Genomic DNA, 19,216 nt, shown 5'->3' with positions numbered 1-19,216 from the left:
GGATTCGAACAGAACCGAAATGACCAAAACCGTACCGGACAACGACGCGCTACTGGATTCTCCCGAACACGTGCTCAGCACGATGGAGCGAGACGGCAGTCGGCGCTGGTTGCGTCCGCGATTGTCGACCGGATCGTGGTGGCAGCGTCGGCGTGTTGTGGCGTATTTGTTGATGGTGGTGTTCGTCGTGGTCCCGCACCTGCGAATCGGCGGCAATCCCGTCATCTTGCTGGACATCGCCGCTCGCGAGTTCACGATCCTCGGACGCACCTTTCTGCCGACCGACACGTTGTTGCTGGCGCTGCTGATGCTGACGGTGTTCGTCTCCATCGTCTTGGTCACCGCGATCGCCGGTCGCGCCTGGTGCGGTTGGGCCTGTCCCCAGACGGTTTACATGGAGTTTCTGTTTCGCCCAATCGACCGCTTGTTCGAAGGGACCGTCGGCAAGGGCGGCAAGGCGAAACGATCCGGCAGCGCGGCGCTGCAGATCGCTCGATTCGGCGTTTACGTGCTGCTGTGCGGTTTTCTCGCCCACACGTTCTTGGCCTACTTCGTCCGCACCGATCAGCTCACCGAATGGGTGACCAGTTCACCGATCCAGCACCCGATCGCGTTTGCGGTGATGACGGCGACGCTGGGCTTGATGCTGTTTGATTTTATGTTCTTCCGCGAACAGCTTTGTCTGATCGCGTGCCCGTATGGTCGATTCCAGTCGGTCATGCTGGACGAACAATCTTTGATCGTGGCCTACGATCACGTCCGCGGTGAGCCTCGCAAACGGGGCAAGCACACGCCCGGTGACGGCGCGGGCGATTGTGTGGATTGCAACCAATGTGTCGTGGTTTGTCCGACGGGCATCGACATCCGCGAAGGGTTGCAAATGGAGTGCGTCAATTGCACCCAGTGTATCGATGCGTGTGACGATGTGATGGAAAAGGTCGGATCACCGAAAGGTCTGATCCGATACAGCTCTCAAGATTCGATCGCGGGAAAGGCGAAGAAGATGTTTCGCGCCCGAACGATCGTCTATCCGGTGATCCTGTTGCTGTTGATGAGCGGGCTGGTGTTTGCGATCTCCACCAAGTCGGGATTCGACGCGCGGATCATTCGCCCCGGCGGAGCCCCGTTTACGGTGTACGCCGACGGCACCGCGTCCAACGAGTTTCGGATTCGCTTGGTCAACCGCACGTCCGAGCCCCAAAATTACGCGTTGGTCGCCGATCAGGGAGAAGACGTGACGATCGAAGTGTTGGATGAAGAAAAAATGAGTCTGGAGCCGGGCGAGTCGGTGCTGGTTCCGGTTCACGTCACGTTCAAGGGATCGATGACGCGTGGCAGCGGCCGCCAGGTGGTGGCGGCTACGATTTCGGATCAAAGCGACAATGTTCGCGAAGTAGAATTTTCACTGTTGGGACCCCGATAATGGCAACGGCGACGGCAATCGAATCGAACGAAACGGCAGAACGCCGCGCCAAGCGATTTTGGATCGCCCTGGTGGTGTTTCTGTTTCTCATCCAGAGCACGATCATGGGGTTGGTGATGCACCTGGCCATCGGCGACCCTTCGGCGGCCGTGGTCCCCGACTACCACAACCGGGCGCTCAACTGGGATGCGACCCGGCGCACCTTGGAGGCCGCCGACCGATTGGGCTGGAGCGTCACGTTTGAAGCTTCCGATGTGGCCGACGGCCGCGGCATGCGGGCGCTGGAACTGAAAATGGTTGATCGTGACGGACAGCCCCTGAATGACTTGGTGGTCAGCGGCAAGCTGTACCACCACGCGCGTGCCGGAGACGTCCACCCGATCACGCTCAAGTCCGTCGGCGATGGAAAGTACCTGGCGTTGGCACCGGCGGCGCGGTCGGGGATCTGGCAGTTGGAACTCAAGATCGATGGCGGATCGGAACCGGTGACACAGTCCTTGACGTTCCACATCGAAGGCGAGTGATGGATACGATTTTTGTACTGGTGACGGCGGTGGTGACCGCCAGCGTGTTGGGTAGCATGCATTGCGTCGGCATGTGCGGTCCGTTGGCAATCTGGGCCAGCGGCGGCGGCGACCAGGTCAGTCGCGGCACGTTGGTCGCTTCGACGACGCTGTACCATCTGGGACGGTTGGCGACGTACACGTTGGCCGGATGCGTTGCCGGATTGATCGGCAGCGTGATCGATATCGGCGGCGCGACGCTGGGCATTCAAGTCGCGGCGGCCAGGGTGGTCGGCACGGTGATGATTGCGATGGGGCTATGGAAGCTTTGCAGTCTGTGGGCGGGCCGATCCAACAACACCGCAGTCGCTCCGTCGGCGGTGGGCAAACTGCTCGTCAAGTTGCGTCCGTACATCTTTCGTTTGCCGGTCGCGGGGCGGGGTTTTGCGACGGGATTGTTGACGACGTTGCTGCCGTGCGGCTGGTTGTATCTGTTCGCATTGATCGCGGCGGGGACGGGAAGCCCGCTGCGTGGCGCGATCGTGATGGCCGCGTTTTGGCTCGGCAGTGTCCCGGCGCTGGTCGCGTTGGTTGCGGGGTTGCGGGTGCTGTCGCTTCGATTTGCCCGCCTGATCCCCGCATTGGCCGCGGTGATGCTGATTTTTGCGGGTTGCTTCACGGCATCGGGACGCGGATTCAGCGGTTTGGAATCGTTGCAATCACTCAAATCATCCGGGACCACGATCGAGCAGGTCGATCAAACGGGCGAGAAAGTGCTGCCGTGCTGCCAGGTGAAGGATTCACAGCCTGGGCAGGAATAAGGGGCATGCGTACCATCTGACCATGTCATCGACCGCCCCCACGCCGGACTCCGTATCCAGTACACCGCCGCAGCGCTGCGAGATTCCTTGCGTGCATTGTGGGCTGCCGACCGTTTGCAGCACCGCGGATGACCCGACACGGGTGTTTTGTTGCGGCGGTTGTCGACAGGCCTACGAGTTGATCCATGGCTGGGGGCTGGACGACTACTACGCGATTCGTGATCGAACGGGCGGATCGACCGGAGTGTTTTCCAAGGCGGACGCGTCGCGTTATGACGCGTTTGACGACGACCAGTATTTGGGCGCGTCGGCTCCCCGGCGGGCGGCCGATGGCAGCTTGTCGACCGAGTTGTCCGTCAGCGGACTGCACTGTGCGGCGTGCGCGTGGCTGATCGAGAACGTCGCCGGGCGGACGCGAGGGTGGACGCTGGCGCGGGTCAAACTGAACCGCCACACCGTTCAAATTGTGTTTGATCCCCAACAGATCAAACTCAGCGAGATCGCTGATCTGATCGGCAGGTTGGGTTACACACTGTCGCCGCTGACGACCGAGCCGGTGGACCGATTTCGCCAGGAGAATCGTCGGCTGTTGATGCAGATCGCCGTGGCCGGATTTTGCGCGGCCAACGCGATGTGGATCGCGATCGCGCTGTATGCCGGCGACGCGTCGGGCGTGGCCGGCGAGCACCGTTTGTTTTTGCGGTTGGCGGCGGCGGCGTTGGGGATCGCCACGGTGGCGTTTCCCGGCCGGACGTTTTTCGTCAGCGCGCTGGCGGCACTCCGCAATTGGACGCCGCACATGGATCTGCCGGTCGCGTTGGGGCTGTCCGTCGGGACGATCGTCGGGCTGGTCAACGCCATCAGCGGCAGCGGCGAAGTGTATTTTGATTCGTTGGCGATGCTGGTGTTCTTGCTGTTGATCGGGCGTTGGATTCAGTTTCGACAACAGCATCGTGCGGCCAGCGCGGTGGATCTGTTGCTTCGCATCACGCCGCAACACGCCCGCTTGGTCGATGAAGATTCGCCGGAGGGGCCGGACCGTTGGGTGATGGTCAATTCGCTCAAGGCGGGGCAGGTGATCCGGGTCAACGTTTCAGAAAGTCTTCCGGTGGATGGTCGGATCATCGCGGGCGAATCGATGCTGGACCGATCGTTGTTGACCGGCGAAAGCGTTCCGGTCGAAGCCAAGGTCGGGGATGGCGTGACCGCGGGAACCGTCAATCTGTCGCGACCGATCAAGGTTCGCGTCGAAGCCATCGGGGCGGACAGCCGAATCGGACGGGTGATGGAATCGGTGGAAGCGGCGATGGCCCAGCGGACGCCGATCGTTCAATTAGCCGATCGAATCGGTGGCGTGTTTGTGGTGGTCGTGACGCTGTTGGCGGCGATTGCGTTTGCCGCCTGGTTTTCCCACGGGATCGATGTCGCGACAGCCAACGCCACGTCGCTGTTGATTGTGGCCTGCCCCTGTGCGTTAGCGTTGGCGACACCGCTGGCGATCGCGGTTTCGCTCGGTCGCGCGGCAAAACGTAAGATCTTGATTCGCGACGGCGATGTGCTGCAACAGCTCAGCGGCCGCGGGAAGGTCTGGTTCGACAAAACGGGGACATTGACCGAAGGCCGCCCCCGCGCGGAATTGGTTTATGGGTCAACCGACGGTTTGCGGATGGCCGCGGCGATCGAACGCGAGTGTTGTCACCCGATCGCCGATGCGATCTTGCGCGAGGCGGACCGGCTGGATTTGATTCCGGCGACCGGTGCCGATGAAATTCAACTGGGGGCCGGCGGTTTGTCGGGCCGCTGCCAGGGACTACGGGTCGACGTCGGCAACGAATCGTTCTTGCGACGTCAGGGGGTGGAACTCTCGAGCGATGTCACCGAACACTGCGAGCGTTGTTTGCAGAATCAAACCACGCCGGTGATCGTCGCGGTCGCTGGCTGCGTGGTTGCGGTGCTGGCGATCGCCGATCCGGTCAAGCAAGACGCCAAGTCCACGATCGATCGAATCCGGCAGGCCGGTTGGGACGTCGGGATTCTGTCGGGTGACCATCAGGAGCTGGTCGGCAAAGTGTCGCGCCGGGTCGGGATCGATCCACAAAACGCATTTGGGGGACTTTCGCCCGAAGACAAATTGAAACGCGTGACGACGGGTGCCGCGGGGCCGGTGGTGATGATCGGCGATGGTGCCAACGACGCGGCGGCACTGGCGGCGGCGGACGTCGGCATCGCGGTGCGTGGGGGGGCGGAAGTGAGTCTTCAAGCCGCGCCGGTATTCGTCGCTTCGGGGACGCTGGAAAGTGTGGCGGACTTGATGGATGCATCGCGACGGACCAATCATTTGATCCGGACGACGTTCGCGGTCTCGCTGGCGTACAATGTGATCGCCGTCGTGTTGGCGATTTTCGGATTCATCAGCCCGCTGGTCGCCGCGGTGTTGATGCCGATCAGTTCGGTTTCCGTGTTGTCGCTGACACTCGGCTGGCCGACGTTTGCCGAGGACGCATCATAAATAGGTGGCAAGAGCCTACGTGTTGGTGTTTAGCCTTCAGGCGATTCGCCGTCGCTGCGATGCAGCGACCGGGGGCGGCTAAAGCCTGCACACCAACGGTTGCTGCATCCCTTATTGCGCCTATCCCCACTAATCGAGTGTTCGCAAGATGAGTGTGCTTTACATCGCATTGCCGATCGCGTTGCTGCTGGGCGGCGGCGGACTGCTCGCATGTCTGTACTGCATCCGGGACGGTCAGTATGACGATTTAGATTCGCCGTCGGTGCGGATCCTGGTGGATGAGCATCGGGTGGATGAACAGGCTCAACCAAAAGAAGAACTTGGGGAGGCCTAACCGAGAGCGGCAACGGATGTCGCTTTCGATGGGACCGATCGGTCTGCTGGGGCTGGTACGTCCGGTGTGTCTTATGGGTTTCATTCGAATCGGGATAGGGCGCCGGATTGCTCCGGGTTCCCTCCCACACCACCTAGTGCGTGTCCGCCCAGGGCAAGCTAGCACAGTGCGGTTCGCCGTTTCGGTGCAAGCACGCTTATTGTTAATGTCGTCGGCAACTGCTTCCATCAGAGAAAAGAGAGAACGGTTCAAGGCTGACTTCTCCGTAGCCGCCGAACCGCAGTTGCCCTCGCCTCGTACTCTCTTTCGTTAGGATTTCATTCGGTAGACTGACCTCTCGAAAGAACCGTGCCCCGAAATTAAAGTTACTCGCGGCGTCCAGGTGAACGCTGCCGTTACCCGACAACGATGCTTGCACCGAAACGAGATTGCAATGCCGCTCAATGACATACTCAATTGCCCGAAAAATGAACTCTGGTCGGTACTTGATTCTGACGAAGCCTATGACGACAAGGAACGTTGGTTTTTCTGCAAAGGTATCGGTATGATCGAGCTATGTCAGCTTGGGGAAATGCTGAGTGTTGACTCATACGACAACCTGATGAGCGGATTTGACCTTGTTGGCGAGCCACGTGATGAAGGACCTTGGCCGCAGACGATACCGGAAACATTGACGACGCGATTGGCAACGCTTTCCGATGACGAAATCGCAGACGTAGCACCGCGATGGGTGACAATTGAAGAGCTTCAAACGACAGCAACCGTCGAGTCCCTGACCGACTATCTGACGCGACTAAGAACCTACCTGTCGGGTAAATCGGGTGGCTTCTTCCTCGTTAATGCCCTCTGATCCGACAAGAGCGGGGTCCTGATGATGAAGTGCGGATGAAGCATTGGTTGGAGATGGAGGTAGGAAAAATTGGGGTAGGAAAAGAGAGCGTGGTGTTTGCCGGGTGTGTCGTTTTTCGGGCATCCGTTTTCCTACCCGAAATTTTCCTACCTTCTTACTGCGATATGCGTGGCCCGGAGGTGGTGCTGCGCCGACCTCCGGCTACTCGCTGCAATCCCTCCGGGATAGCTCGGACGCCGCGATGGGTGAAGGTTTTTCGCACTTGGTACGCCTGGTAGTGCGAAAAACGAAGAAGAAAGAGAAGAACAACGACTAGGCCGTGTTCGAAATCTTCAATGGTGGAAGGGAGCGATACCGGCAAATCTGGGGTCGGCACCGTGTTAGGATGGGACCGCTGAATGATCTGATGACCCTTGATCGCCTCGGATACTCTACCTAGAGTTGTCAGCGTGACGCCGATCCTCTTGATGGAATTGCTCAACGGGATGTTTTGGAAAATGTGATGGACAAACTGGAGGAAACGAAATCTGAGTCCGTGTCAGAATTAAAAACTGCCGAGGTGAACCGACGGGCCGAATTCAACGTGTCGGGCATGACTTGTGCCGGGTGCGCTCAATCGATCGAGCGGTCGTTGTTGCGGCAGCCGGACGTGAGTTCCGCCGTGGTTAATTTCGCCGGCGGAAACGTCGTCGTCAGCTACGATCCGTCGGGAACCGACGAAGCGGAATTGGCCGAAGTGATTCGTCAGACCGGGTTCCAGGTGGAAACGGGTGACCGCGACACCGCCGAGCAAGATCGTCGACAAGAGGATCACGACACATTGGTCATGTGGATCGGCGTCGCGCTGACGTTGCCGTTGTTCGTGCTCAGCATGGGCCGTGATTTCGGCCTCTGGGGTCCGTGGGCGCATGCCGGCTGGGTGAACTACTTGATGTTCGCCCTGGCCACGCCGGTGCAGTTTTATGTCGGCCGTGAGTTCTATCTGGGGGCGTATCGATCGCTGCGAAGCCGATTCGCCAACATGGATGTGTTGGTGACGATGAGCACTTCGGTCGCCTACTTTTTTAGCGTGGCGGTGATGCTGTTGTTGTCCTTCGGTAGCGAGATGCTGGGGCAACATGTTTATTTCGAAACCTCCGCCACGATCATTTCCCTGGTGATGGTCGGCCACTGGATCGAGAGCCGTGCCAAGACGCGAACCAATGGTGCGATCACGTCGCTGTTGAATCTGCAAGCGAAAAACGCGCGCGTCCTCCGTGATGGCGTGGAAGTCGATCTGCCGATCCAAGAAGTGGTTGTGGGAGATCACGTGATCGTGCGAGCGGGAGAACAGATTCCCGTCGACGGCGCGGTGATCGCGGGCGAAAGCGTGGTCGACGAGAGCATGATCACCGGTGAGAGCATGCCGATCCACAAACCGATCGGGAGCGGTGTGATCGGCGCGACGATCAACGGCGATGGAATGCTAACGGTCGAGGCGCGTCACTTGGGCGCCGAATCGGCGCTCGCGCGGATCGTCAAACAGGTCGCCGAGGCCCAGGCGACCAAGGCGCCGATCCAAAAGCTGGCCGATCAGATCTCCGGGATCTTTGTTCCGATCGTGATCGCGGTCGCGCTGGTCGCGTTTTGCGTCTGGTTCTTCGTCCTCGGCGACACCGTCGGGGCGATCTTGCGGATGATCTCGGTGTTGATCATTTCCTGTCCCTGTGCGATGGGCCTGGCGACGCCGCTGGCCGTGACGGTCGGAATGGGACGCGGCGCCGAGAACGGGATACTGTTCAAGTCCAGTGAAGCGATCCAGCGCGTCGGTGCGATCAAGCACGTCGTGCTGGACAAAACGGGAACGATTACGCGCGGCGAACAAGTGGTCACCGATACGATCACCGTCGCGGGACTCAGCGGCGAGCGATTGATCGAGATGGCTGGCAGTGTCGAACGCGGCAGCCAGCACCCGATCGCCACCGCCATCTTGGCCGAAGCCGATCGCTTGGGCGTGGACACCACGATGCCTGACGACGTCCAGTCCAGCTCTGGTCAGGGCGTGACGGCGGTTTGGAAAGGACAACGCGTCCGAGTCGGCAATCAACGTTTCATCGAGCAGGAGGCATCCATCGATCCGACGCTACAGACCCGCGCGGCGGAACTGCAACGCCAAGCCAAAACGGTCATGTGGATCGCTTGCGAAGGCGAAGTGGTCGGCTTGATTGCCGTGGCGGACACGATCAAGCCGGAGTCGGCCGAGGCGATTGCAAGGCTGCATGGCCAAGGCATCGTGGTTTCCATGCTGACCGGCGACAATCAACACACCGCCGCCGCGGTCGCCAGCCAGGTCGGGATCGATGACGTGATGGCGGAGGTGTTGCCGGGGGAGAAAACAGAGCGGATTCGCGAGCTGCAGTCGCGGGGCGAATTCACGGCGATGGTGGGCGACGGAATCAACGACGCCCCGGCGCTGGCCCAGGCGGATGTGGGAATCGCGATCGGCACCGGCACGGATGTCGCGATCGAAGCGGCGGACGTCACGTTGTTGGGCGGAGAGTTGCGAGGTGTCTCACGGGCCGTCAAGTTGTCAGCGCTGACGATGCGGAACATCAAACAAAACCTGTTCTGGGCCTTTGCCTACAACGTCGCACTGATCCCGATCGCCGCGGGCGTGCTGGCCGGTGTTGAGTCGGCGCCGATGTGGCTGAGAGAGCTGCATCCGATCACCGCGGCGCTGGCCATGGTCGGTTCGGATCTGGTGATCGTGAGTAATGCGCTCAGGCTGAGACGGGCGAAGGTGGACTAGGCTCTGTCGAATACTGAAGGGAGGGGGCGGCGGAAAGGGGGTAAGAAGATTTTGGAGGTAAGAAAATTCTGAAATGCAACTTCCCTTCGATTTCATGAATTTTCCTATCTCTCCACCGGTCGACCAGGTCCGGTCAAGTTGATGGGTACCAGTGGTCCGATGGCAGAATGATTCGGGGCAGAATGATGGGGGGGGCGTGCCCGGGTGGCTGCAAACGGTTGAACTCACGAGAGCGTCCGCGAAAAGGCAGTCGTCGGCATCGGGTTGGATCACACCCACGGATGGCAAAGCGTACCCACGGATCCCATACGGTTTGACATCTGTGGGTACGCCTTGCCATCCGTGGTCCGATCTCTGGTGTCGATCACCGACTCCCTTTAATCCAACCGTTGTTGATGTACCAATTTGTGGTCTCGTCGATTCTTTCTTGAAGCGTCTTGGCGGGTTGAAATCCGGTTTCGCGGCGAAGCCGCGAGGCGTCGCAGACCCAGGAGCCCGCGGTGGCTTCTCTGGCTTTGTCGATGCTGAGGATATGTGGCCGGCCGCGAAGTCGGGAAATACCGCTGTTGATCGTTGCGATGGTCCAGATCAGTGGCGAGGGGCTGCGGACGATCCGCACGTGTTGTTTACCCAATGATCGGCCGATCATCTGTCCGAGTTCGGCGTACGTCGGTGTTTCGTCGGCGGCGGCGAAATAGATGCCTCGGCGATCGGTCGCGTTGTGGCAAACACGCTTGCCGCTCGATGCAACGTGTTGTAGTGCGTGGGAGAGGTCGTCGACATGGATCACGGAGAAGAGATGGTCGGCAAAGCCGGGGACCAAGTGCAAGTTCCATTTCGCGATCCCGTTAAACATCTCGAATCCGTCGCGATCGCCGGGGCCGAGGACGATCGGCGGGCGGAGGATCGAGATCGGAACGGAAGCGGCAAATTCCAGCAGCGCTGCTTCACCGCGCAGTTTGCTTCTCCCGTAGTCGGAAACCGGCGTGGGATCGTCGGTTTCGGTTCGCAGGGTGGATCCGCTGCACGGTCCGGCGGCGGCCAAGGAGGACACGTGGACCAGCGTGGGCGGGGTGTCGCGATCGGCACAGGCCTCGGCCAACAGCCTTGGTCCGAGCACGTTGGCTTGTTCGAACTCCCGTTGCCGCAGCGCTTTGGTCGTTCCGGCCAGATTAAAGACGATGTCGCAATCATGGACGGCATTGTCCAGCGATCGCCGGTCCGACAGATCGCCGACGACGAACTGTGGGGCGGAGGCTTGCAGGCCGCGTCGATCCGAGCTGGATCGAACCAGGCACACGACGCGATCACCGCGCGATGAAAGATGGCGGACCAACTGGGTGCCGATGAAACCGGTCGCGCCGGTGACGAGAACGTTGGCCATCACTTCGGATCGGCTAGAGTCTGCGATGTCGTCATGACGTTGGGCGATTCGCGGTGCCGGACGAAACTCTTGGCGAGTTCCGCTACTTGAGGACCGAGCCGTAGCCTGCCGCTACGTCCGTGTCGGTTCAAGCCCCTTCATCGTCGTTTTCCCGCTCGAAAACGCATCGGTTGGCAGGCCGGATTGCTGCAACACCGAAACGAACAGGTTCGCTAAAGGATAGTTGCTGTTGCGATCAAAGGCGAGATGTTGCCCGTGGCGGAAGCCGCCACCCCCAACCAGAACCGGTAAGTTGCGGTTGTCGTGGCTCGATGCGTTGCCGAGATTGCTGGTCATCAGGACGGAGGTCTGGTCCAACAAGTTGCCATCGGTTTCTTCGAAGCCGGCCAAGCTGCGGAGGAAGTCGCCATAGGCACCAACGATCTGTTCTTCGATCAACGCCAATTGGGCGAGCTTGTCGGCGTCGCGACCGTGATGGCTGAGCGTGTGATAGCCTTCATCGACGCCTTCGATCGGCAACTTGCTGTTGCCACCGGGCAGATTCAACGTGATGAATCGTGTCGAGTCGGTTTGCAGGGCCAGTTTCATCAAGCTCAGCATCATCGCCTGGCAACCGACCAGGTCGTTGGCGTCCGGTGGGGTCGGCGGTTTGGCGTCGACGACCGGCTTGGGCAGTTTCGCCCAACGTTCGTTGGCGGCCATCCGCTGTTCCAACTCACGGACGCTGGAGAAATACGAATCCAACCGGTTACGGTCGCCGGCCCCCAGATCGCGTTGCAATCGTTTGGCGTCTTCGTTGACCACATCCATGATGCTGCGTCCGCTGCGAATTCGATCGGCTTGCCGCAAGCGTTCTTGTTGCGACTGGTCGATAAACAACGTCGCAAACAGTCGAGCCGGAGAGCTTTCCGAAGGAATCATGGCCCCGGTGTCGGTGTACGAAGGGCTTTGCGTTCCGCTGGTGCTGAGGACCAACGATGGATAGCGCGTGGCGCCGCCGCGATGTTTGGCCAGGTATTGGTCGACCGAGATGGTATTCTTGGCGCTGCCGCTGTTTCCGATCGGCGTGGCGGTCAGGATGCTCGCTTCGGCGCGGTGCCCGTTGGAAACGCCCGGGTGGCTGCTGCCGGAGACGACTGTGAATTGATCACGGATGTCGGCCATGGAGTTCAGATAGCGGGACGGCGCATACCCGCGACCGGCTTGTTCGGGGAACAGGTTTTCGCCCAATAACCCCAATCCGATCGTGACCGAGACGAAGCGTTGGGCCGGGGGAACGGATGATGTTCCGGCAGAGGCTTCCATCGCCGAGAGCCACGGCAGTGACATCGCGACGCCGCTGCCGCGCAGCACGGTGCGACGCGCCAGGCGAGTTTTTGCAGAGTGGAAACGGGTGGGGGCGGTACGCGGGGCGTGATCGTGTTTGTTCGTCATCGTTTCACTTGGTGAGGAAAGTTTGGCTGGTCACGACGGCTTCGATCAGCGAACGCAATCGATAGCCATCGGACTTGGTTTGAGAGACGATTTGGTCCAGGGTCTTGCGGTCGGCGAACGTGATTTCATGCCCGGTCGCATAGACAAGCAGTTGGGCGGCAAAGTTGCGGGCGACGAGATGGTCATCACCGGCGGCGAGTTCTCGGAAGGCGACGAAGGAATCAAATTCTCGACCGTCGGCAAGCCGATACGCCGAGTCGACTTCGGGGCCTTGTTTGTACGCCCCGCCGCGACGCGTCAGGTAATGATCACGCCACTTACCGGCGGCATCAAAGTGCTCCAACGCGAATCCGGGGGGATCGATTTTGGCATGGCATGATGCGCACTCGGTTTGCGAACGGTGTTTTTCAAGGATCTGGCGAACCGTCGTGGCACCACGCACGTCGGGTTCGATCGCAGGCACGTTGGCCGGCGGATCAGGGATGGGAATGCCGAGCAATCGATCACAGATCCAAACGCCGCGGACGACCGGCGAGGTGTTGGATCCGTTGGCCGTCACCTTCAGGATCGATCCGTGCGTCATCAGCCCGCCGCGAAACGGATGGTCCGCGATCGAGACGCGTTTCCATTGCGAAGGGGCGATGTCGGCATCGATGTCATAGTACCGCGCCAGACGATTGTTCAGCCACGTGAAATCAGAATCGACCAGCATCCGCGCCGGTTGGTTTTCGACAATCAACGTTTCCAAATAGCGACGCGTCTCACCGAGCATCGCATTTTGGACCACCAAGTCAAAGTCCTTGTGCATCCTTCGATCCGGTTCGGTGAAATCGATATCGGCAAGGTCCAGCCATTGGTCGGAGAAATCGCTGACGAACTGCTGAAGTGTTTTGCCTTGAAGCAAGCGACGCGTCTGGGCGATGATCTCCGCCGGATCGGACAAGCGCCCCGCGTCGGCGGCCGCACGCAGTTTGGGGTCGGGCCCCCTGCCGGTCAGCATGTAACTGAGTCGATTGGCGACGGCGTGGTCGCTCAGACGTCCGGGTGTTTCGGTGAAATAGATGAATCGAGGCGAACACAGCACGGCCCGATAGGTTTGACGAAGCACTTCGATCGGATCGTTATTGCCGTCGATGCCGTGATCGATCAGGCTGGCGTAGGGTTCCAGCATCTCCTTCGTGACCGGGCCGCGGAAGGCTGCGGTGGCAAAGTCATGCAACCGTTTCTTCAGGTCTTCCGCCGGTGAATCACTTTGCAATTGAAAACGTTTCGATTTCCGATCGTATCGAACGTCCAGGTCGCCGAACAAAGCCTGCTGGACGGCGGCTTGGTCTCCGCCGGGATAAATCCGCTCGATCTTCAGCGAGTGCATCGCGACACCGGGGACGTTTTGCGATTCCCCTTCGCCGAACCCGACTTGACCGCCGTTGAAGCGTGCTTTCTTCAGCGTGCTGTCGGCGGGACGAATTTCAAGCATGTGATCGGCTTCGATCCATGTGGTGAAGGTAAACGTTTGCGGAGTCTCGGTCGCTTCGAACGCGCCGACCCAATGCATCAACGGTGCGTTGGAAACACATTTGCCACTTCGAATGGAACACCACAGACCGCGATCCTCGGGCATCTTCAGCGAAGACGCATCGAGTGTGATGCGATACCAACCGGAGTGGTCCAATTCGGTCCGGGAGATCCGTCCGTAAAACGAGATTCCACAGGACCAGATCACCGCCGCGCCATCGCGCAACTCGGGATCGCGATTGCGTTGCCCCTTGCGTTTGTTTGCGATCCGTGACGCCGGCAGATCGATGACGACGTCGGACCGGTTGGGGCGAAGCCGATCAAAGGCTTGATCCAGGGCCGCATCGACGACACGCAGGTGGTCTTCGAGATGATAGTGGGACATCGACTGGGCATCGGCGATGTTGCGAAACCCATCGGTGCGCTGTTCGTCGGGCATCAATTGCGAAAGCGGGGTCGCGATCGCGAACAGGTCACCGAGCGTTCGTTCCAGTTGCCGATTGGTCAGTCGTCTGGCGAGCACACGTCCGAGTGATTGATGACGCGAGGTGATCGTTTCGTCGATCGATTCAGCGGCCGTGTGGAGAAACCGTGCTTTGGGCTCTGCTTCGACGTCGCCGTATTCCTCCGGCGGCATTTCACCGTCGGCGACGCGATCAAAAACGCGAACCCAAGTGGCAAGGTTCTGGGGTTCGGTGCTCTGGGGTTCGGTGCTCTGGGGTTCGGTGCTCTGGGGTTCGGTGCTCTGGGGTTCGGTCGAGTGTGCCAGATCGGCCCACTTCAGTCGGTTCAAATCAAATCCGCCCTCGCCTTCACTGCCGTCGTGGCAGTCCAGACAGTTTTGTCGCAAGAACGTCATCACGTTGTTCTTGCGCTGATCGGTTTGTCGCGTGCCTTGGGTGTCGGTTGCTTCCGCGGCTGCGGCCGACGGTGGCAGCAACAGTGCCATGATCAGCACTGCAAATATCGTGAGCATCGGCAACGCGTTGCGTCGCGCGGCGGTCCTCGTAGTCATGGTCATACGGCGCGCATGGCCTATGCGACGTCGACGCCTTTGGTGCAACGGCATGAAGGCTTGATTCATCACTGGGCAAGTCATTGGAGGTGGGATCGGGCGCGGCTGGGTTTGGCGCGGCTGGGTTTGGCGATCAAGGTGATCGCGGGTGTCACGACCCGTGTGGAAGGCGGGAGGGGTCGATACGGCCACGGCTGCCATTATAGCTGCAAGCACCGAGATTCACGATGCGTTTTGGTGTGCGAAGGCTTGGATCGCCCGTTGCTGAACTGTGAAGAAGGGACACAACGCGGTATTCTGGGCAAGGTTTTGGTCCGTCCGACGAATCAGGCCACGCTTCCTGTCTCCCGAAATTGTCCGCACAGGCATACCCCATGCTGTTATCCGAGCCCCCCGAGACCGCTTACGACATCCGTTTCACCCTACTCGGTTTCCCGGTCAGGATTGCGGTGACGTTTTGGTTGGGCGCCGTCGTTTTCGGCTACTCGCTGTGCCGTTTTTTTTCCAGCGAGGAGCTAGGCGTCGGGCCACTGATGATCGCCTGGGCGCTGTGTTTGCTGCTTTCGATCTTGATTCACGAGCTGGGGCATGCGTTGGCGTTCCGCCATTACGGCATTCAGTCATCGATTGTGCTGTATCACTTCGGCGGCTTGGCGATTCCGACCAGCACCTACATGCCGGGTCGATCGATCGCGCGGATCGGCGAGAAGGAACAGTTGATCATTTCGGCAGCCGGGCCGGCGTTTCAGTTGTTGTCCGCATTGGCGGTGATCCTGGCCGTCAAGTCGGCAGGTTTCAAAGTGTCTGCGTTTCACTGGATGCCATCGTTCCTGGCCGATCTTCCTTGGGTCACCGAGGGAGCTTTCATCGATAGCCAAGGGATGGAGGCATTGGTGACGTTTTACATCTTGCCGAGTGTCTTGTGGGCGTTGCTGAACCTTGTTCCGGTCTGGCCACTCGATGGAGGGCGCATCGCGCGCAGTCTGATTGTGATCAATGGTGGTACGGTCGCGCAATCGCTATGGGTCAGCGTGATCTGCAGTGGCTTGTTGGCCTTCTATGCGTTCAATCATGGGCAACCGATGATGGGCATCTTCTTCTTGATGTTCGGTGTCAGCAGTTACCAGATGTTGAACCCGATGAACAACGGTTGGCGTTAGCGCGGTCTGGTTGGCGCTAGCGCGGTGCAACGAAACGGAGTGCGTTGCAACAAAGATCGCGCGCGTCGATCCAACGATGCAGCGCGAGATGGACAACAAAGCGCGCTAAGACAGTTCGATCAAGCGGTTGTTTACAAAATTTTTCTCAAAAAGTTTTGCATGCGTTTGATGTGGCTTCCAATCACTGCACTTGATGTCGTCGCGCATGCAGGAAGCCATCCAATGTCAAGTGCTTCCAGTGACATCAAGACAACGAAGCGCTTCGTTTGCGTGTCCGCAGTCGATTCGATCGAATGCGCACAACGCATTGCTGTATCGATATTTGCGTCAACACACGTAAGACGATGTCGTTGAACGACACGGACAGCCGCGCGTTGACGCATCGCTTGTCGTGCAACGTTCAACGGGATCGCTGCGACACGTCGCGCGATCGCGAAGAACAACGACGAGGTAGCAGGAACGGAGTGTCTTGCAAGCATAATTTTTCCGAAAACATGTTGCGGAATTTGATGCAGAGCGTACAAATACCGCAGGTTTACGTCAGACAGCATTGATTGGTCCGTTGGATAACTGGCTTCAACGTTTGTCTGTCACTTACTAACGCATGGTGAGCCGTGGCCGGTGGCTTGTCGGGGAACGTTCCCACGCAAGTCACAATGACTCGCCATCGTTTCCAATTCCGCGGAGGAAAAACGTGGCTAAAAAGAAAGCAACCAAGAAGAAGGCTGCCAAGAAAAAGGCAACCAAGAAGAAAGCAACCAAGAAGAAGGCTGCTAAGAAGAAGGCCGTGAAGAAGAAGGCTGCCAAGAAGAAGGCAACCAAGAAAAAGGCGACCAAAAAGAAGAAGGCAACCAAGAAGAAGGCTGCCAAGAAGCGCAAGTAAGCTTCTGCTCTTCGCCGATTTTCAATCGGCCCCATCCATCCACCAAACCGCTCGGGTCACCCCCGAGCGGTTTTTTTGTGGTGGGTACGCGAGAGAGGCCTTCACACGCGGCAGGGGGGGCCCGTTGACGGGCTGGAAGTCTCTCCCTACCGGTGTTTAGGTCAGCAAGCAAGTGGCGTAAGCTTCTAGCTTGCGTTTTACGAGTGAAACGAGACGGCAAGCTGGAAGCTTACCCCACTTCGAAGATTGACCAAGCACGCGGTCAGAGTGTCGGCAGCGACGGCTTGGGCGGTGCGGCGGCATTTCGAGCAGCCAGGGTACGAACCATCGCTTGGCTGACGCGTTCCAGGGGGGCACGAGCGGCTTCGTCGCTGCTGAGAACCGCAGCCAGCCGTCCTTCGTCACCGGCGACACGCAGTTTGATGTCCAACGGAAGGCCGCCCAGGAAGGCGACGTCCATCTGCTCGGCCTTCTCGCGTGCCCCACCGGCCCCAAAGATGTCATAGGTCTTGCCGCAATCGGGGCACAGGAAGCCGCTCATGTTTTCGACCATGCCCAGGATCGGAATGTTGACCTTTCGAAACATCGCGATCGCCTTGACGGCATCGAGCAGCGCGACCTCTTGGGGCGTGCAGACGACCACACTGCCGGCCAGCGGGATGGCTTGCGAGAGCGTCAAGGCGACGTCGCCGGTTCCCGGTGGCATGTCGATGATCAGGTAATCCAGTTCACCCCATTCGGTCATGCCCAGAAACTGGTTGATCGAACCGTGCAGCATCGGGCCGCGCCAAATCACGGCTTCCTTGGGGTCGACCAGGAATCCCATCGACATCACGGGCATTGGCGACAGGTCGGGGCTGTCGTCGAGCATGATCGGATCGATCCGTTTGGACTCGCTAAAACCGGGACGGCCGGAGAGCCCCAGCAGATGTGGAATGCTGGGTCCGTAGACATCCGCGTCCATCAAGCCGACTCGGCTGCCCAGTCGCCGCAGCGTCAGCGCGATCGAAGCCGCCACGGTGCTTTTGCCGACGCCGCCTTTGCCGCTGCCGACCGCGATCACGCTTTTGGCGCGGAGCGCGGTTTGGCCGACGCGCGTGGCCGGACGGGCGTGCGTCTTGAATTCCAGATCGACCTGGATGCCAGGAAAGGCGGCGGCCAGTTTGGACAGCACGGCGTCGCGCACATCGTCTTGGATCGGAAGCGAGTGGGAGGTGAGGCCGAGCTGGATCTTGGCGTGCTGGCCGTCCACACCGACCGAGACGACTTGCCCCATCGAGCCCATCGGGCGTCCGGTTTCGGGGTCGGGGTGCCCATCGAGAAGCTGGCGGACGGAAGATTCGGAGAGATCAGGCATGTTTTTGAGTTCCAGGTTCCGGGTTCCAGGTTTCAAGTTGGCAGCGCCAAGTCGGATGTTGAGTCGGTTACAGGGTAACGATTTGCCAAAGAAGTGGGACCCAGCTAGGAAAATCGCAAACCTGAAACCTGAAACCTGAAACCTGAAACCTGAAACCTGAAACCTGAAACCTGAAACCTGAAACCTGAAACTTGAAACAAAAAAAAGCGGCTCGGCAGCGAACTGCCGAGCCGCTTTCGCGGTTCACGTCTTGAGTCCAGCAGCCGGGTTTATCACCCGGTTGCTACGTTTCGCTTTATCAGCGGACGTAGCGGGCACTGGCTTGAATGACGCGACGCTTTTGTGAGATGCTCGCACTCGGATCAACGATCGGAGCGGGAGGCATGGGAGCTGCGTCGGCGGCGGGAGCAGCGGCCGGAGCCGGTGCGGGAGCCATCGGGGCGCTGTAGGTTGCTCCGCATCCGCAACCGCTGTCGCACGCCGGAGCGTCGCAGCAGCTGTCACATCCGCAGGAGCTTTTGCGAAGGTTGCCGAACAGTTTCTTCAGCAGTCCTCCGCTCTTGGAGCCGCAACCGCAAGGCGAGTCGCAGCCGCTGTCGCAACCGCAGGGGGCAGCGACTTCGCAGCCACAAGCCGGAGCGGTTTCGCAGCAAGCGGTTTCGCAACCACAAGCCGGTTCACAGCACGAGCTTTTCTTGCAAGCGAACAGGTGAGCGAGCAGTCCGCCGCTTTTCTTGCTGCAGCCACACGCCGGGGCGGTGTCACAGCAAGGTGCAGCGACTTCGCAGCCACAAGCCGGAGCGGTTTCGCAGCACGGTGCAGCGACTTCGCAGCCACATGCCGGAGCGGTTTCGCAGCAAGGTGCAGCGACTTCGCAGCCACATGCCGGTTCAGCGGCGCAACCGCAAGCGGGTGCTTCGCAACCACAGGCCGGTTCGGCGGCGCATCCGCCGCAGGGGGCTTCGCAGCCACAAGCGGGGTCTGCTTCGCAGCCGCACGGTGCGGCGGCACAGCCGGTGTCACAGCATGAAGAGCTAACGCTGCCCTTCATCAATTTTTGGAGCAAGTCCATCCCTTGTGTTTGGCAACACGTCGTGGTGCCAAGAACGAGGGCCATCATCATCAGTGTCCGTATCATCGGAGCCACGTCTCCCTTAGTTTGTTACGCGGGTCGATTTGAAAAGCGGGTCATGTTGGTCGAATTCGACTGCCACTCGGGTGCGTTCGCTGGACGAAGTTG

Annotated in this window: 13 protein-coding genes; 9 read left to right on the top strand and 4 right to left on the bottom strand. The window is 59.7% G+C overall.

Annotation, left to right across the window (positions count from 1 at the left end; genetic code table 11):
• Window positions 1–19 precede the first annotated feature (19 nt).
• From ccoG to Enr13x_RS12110, 7 genes are all read left to right on the top strand, one after another.
• Window positions 20–1,423: a cytochrome c oxidase accessory protein CcoG gene (gene ccoG, locus Enr13x_RS12140; protein WP_145386346.1), complete on the top strand. Its 1,404-nt coding sequence runs from the start codon at window positions 20–22 to the stop codon at window positions 1,421–1,423.
• Window positions 1,423–1,947 (top strand): FixH family protein, encoded by a 525-nt coding sequence (locus Enr13x_RS12135; RefSeq protein WP_145386344.1) that lies wholly within the window; start codon window positions 1,423–1,425, stop codon window positions 1,945–1,947. Before ccoG ends, Enr13x_RS12135 begins: the two co-directional genes overlap by 1 nt.
• On the top strand, window positions 1,947–2,747 hold the full coding sequence (locus tag Enr13x_RS12130) for a sulfite exporter TauE/SafE family protein (protein ID WP_231744233.1): 801 nt from the start codon (window positions 1,947–1,949) through the stop codon (window positions 2,745–2,747). Before Enr13x_RS12135 ends, Enr13x_RS12130 begins: the two co-directional genes overlap by 1 nt.
• 22 nt (window positions 2,748–2,769) lie before the next feature.
• On the top strand, window positions 2,770–5,256 hold the full coding sequence (locus Enr13x_RS12125; RefSeq protein ID WP_145386342.1) for a heavy metal translocating P-type ATPase: 2,487 nt from the start codon (window positions 2,770–2,772) through the stop codon (window positions 5,254–5,256).
• A gap of 148 nt (window positions 5,257–5,404) precedes the next feature.
• Window positions 5,405–5,590 (top strand): cbb3-type cytochrome oxidase assembly protein CcoS, encoded by a 186-nt coding sequence (ccoS, locus tag Enr13x_RS12120; protein WP_145386340.1) that lies wholly within the window; start codon window positions 5,405–5,407, stop codon window positions 5,588–5,590.
• 433 nt (window positions 5,591–6,023) lie between these two features.
• Window positions 6,024–6,440, top strand: a complete 417-nt coding sequence (locus tag Enr13x_RS12115; protein ID WP_145386338.1) for a hypothetical protein — start codon at window positions 6,024–6,026, stop codon at window positions 6,438–6,440.
• 535 nt (window positions 6,441–6,975) lie between these two features.
• Window positions 6,976–9,228 (top strand): heavy metal translocating P-type ATPase, encoded by a 2,253-nt coding sequence (locus Enr13x_RS12110; protein WP_197455975.1) that lies wholly within the window; start codon window positions 6,976–6,978, stop codon window positions 9,226–9,228.
• Between the two features lie 364 nt (window positions 9,229–9,592).
• Here Enr13x_RS12110 and Enr13x_RS12105 read toward each other — a convergent pair whose 3' ends face one another.
• The 3 genes from Enr13x_RS12105 to Enr13x_RS12095 form a co-directional block, all read right to left on the bottom strand.
• Window positions 9,593–10,612, bottom strand: a complete 1,020-nt coding sequence (locus Enr13x_RS12105) for an NAD-dependent epimerase/dehydratase family protein (protein WP_145386334.1) — start codon at window positions 10,610–10,612, stop codon at window positions 9,593–9,595.
• A gap of 111 nt (window positions 10,613–10,723) precedes the next feature.
• Window positions 10,724–12,046: a DUF1552 domain-containing protein gene (locus tag Enr13x_RS12100; RefSeq protein WP_145386332.1), complete on the bottom strand. Its 1,323-nt coding sequence runs from the start codon at window positions 12,044–12,046 to the stop codon at window positions 10,724–10,726.
• A gap of 4 nt (window positions 12,047–12,050) precedes the next feature.
• Window positions 12,051–14,576 (bottom strand): DUF1588 domain-containing protein, encoded by a 2,526-nt coding sequence (locus tag Enr13x_RS12095; RefSeq protein ID WP_231744232.1) that lies wholly within the window; start codon window positions 14,574–14,576, stop codon window positions 12,051–12,053.
• A gap of 374 nt (window positions 14,577–14,950) precedes the next feature.
• Here Enr13x_RS12095 and Enr13x_RS12090 point away from each other — a divergent pair, with 374 nt between their 5' ends.
• Entirely contained in the window at window positions 14,951–15,736 is a 786-nt protein-coding gene (locus tag Enr13x_RS12090; protein WP_145386330.1) for a site-2 protease family protein, read from the top strand.
• Between the two features lie 694 nt (window positions 15,737–16,430).
• The gene (locus Enr13x_RS12085; RefSeq protein WP_231744489.1) at window positions 16,431–16,619 is read left to right on the top strand and encodes a hypothetical protein; all 189 of its coding nucleotides are present in this window, start codon (window positions 16,431–16,433) and stop codon (window positions 16,617–16,619) included.
• A 262-nt stretch (window positions 16,620–16,881) separates the two neighbouring features.
• Here Enr13x_RS12085 and Enr13x_RS12080 read toward each other — a convergent pair whose 3' ends face one another.
• Window positions 16,882–17,976 (bottom strand): Mrp/NBP35 family ATP-binding protein, encoded by a 1,095-nt coding sequence (locus tag Enr13x_RS12080; protein ID WP_145386328.1) that lies wholly within the window; start codon window positions 17,974–17,976, stop codon window positions 16,882–16,884.
• Between the last annotated feature and the right edge of the window lie 1,240 nt (window positions 17,977–19,216).

This window comes from Stieleria neptunia, assembly GCF_007754155.1.
GTDB lineage: Bacteria > Planctomycetota > Planctomycetia > Pirellulales > Pirellulaceae > Stieleria > Stieleria neptunia.
This window is presented reverse-complemented; position numbering and strand designations above follow the sequence as displayed.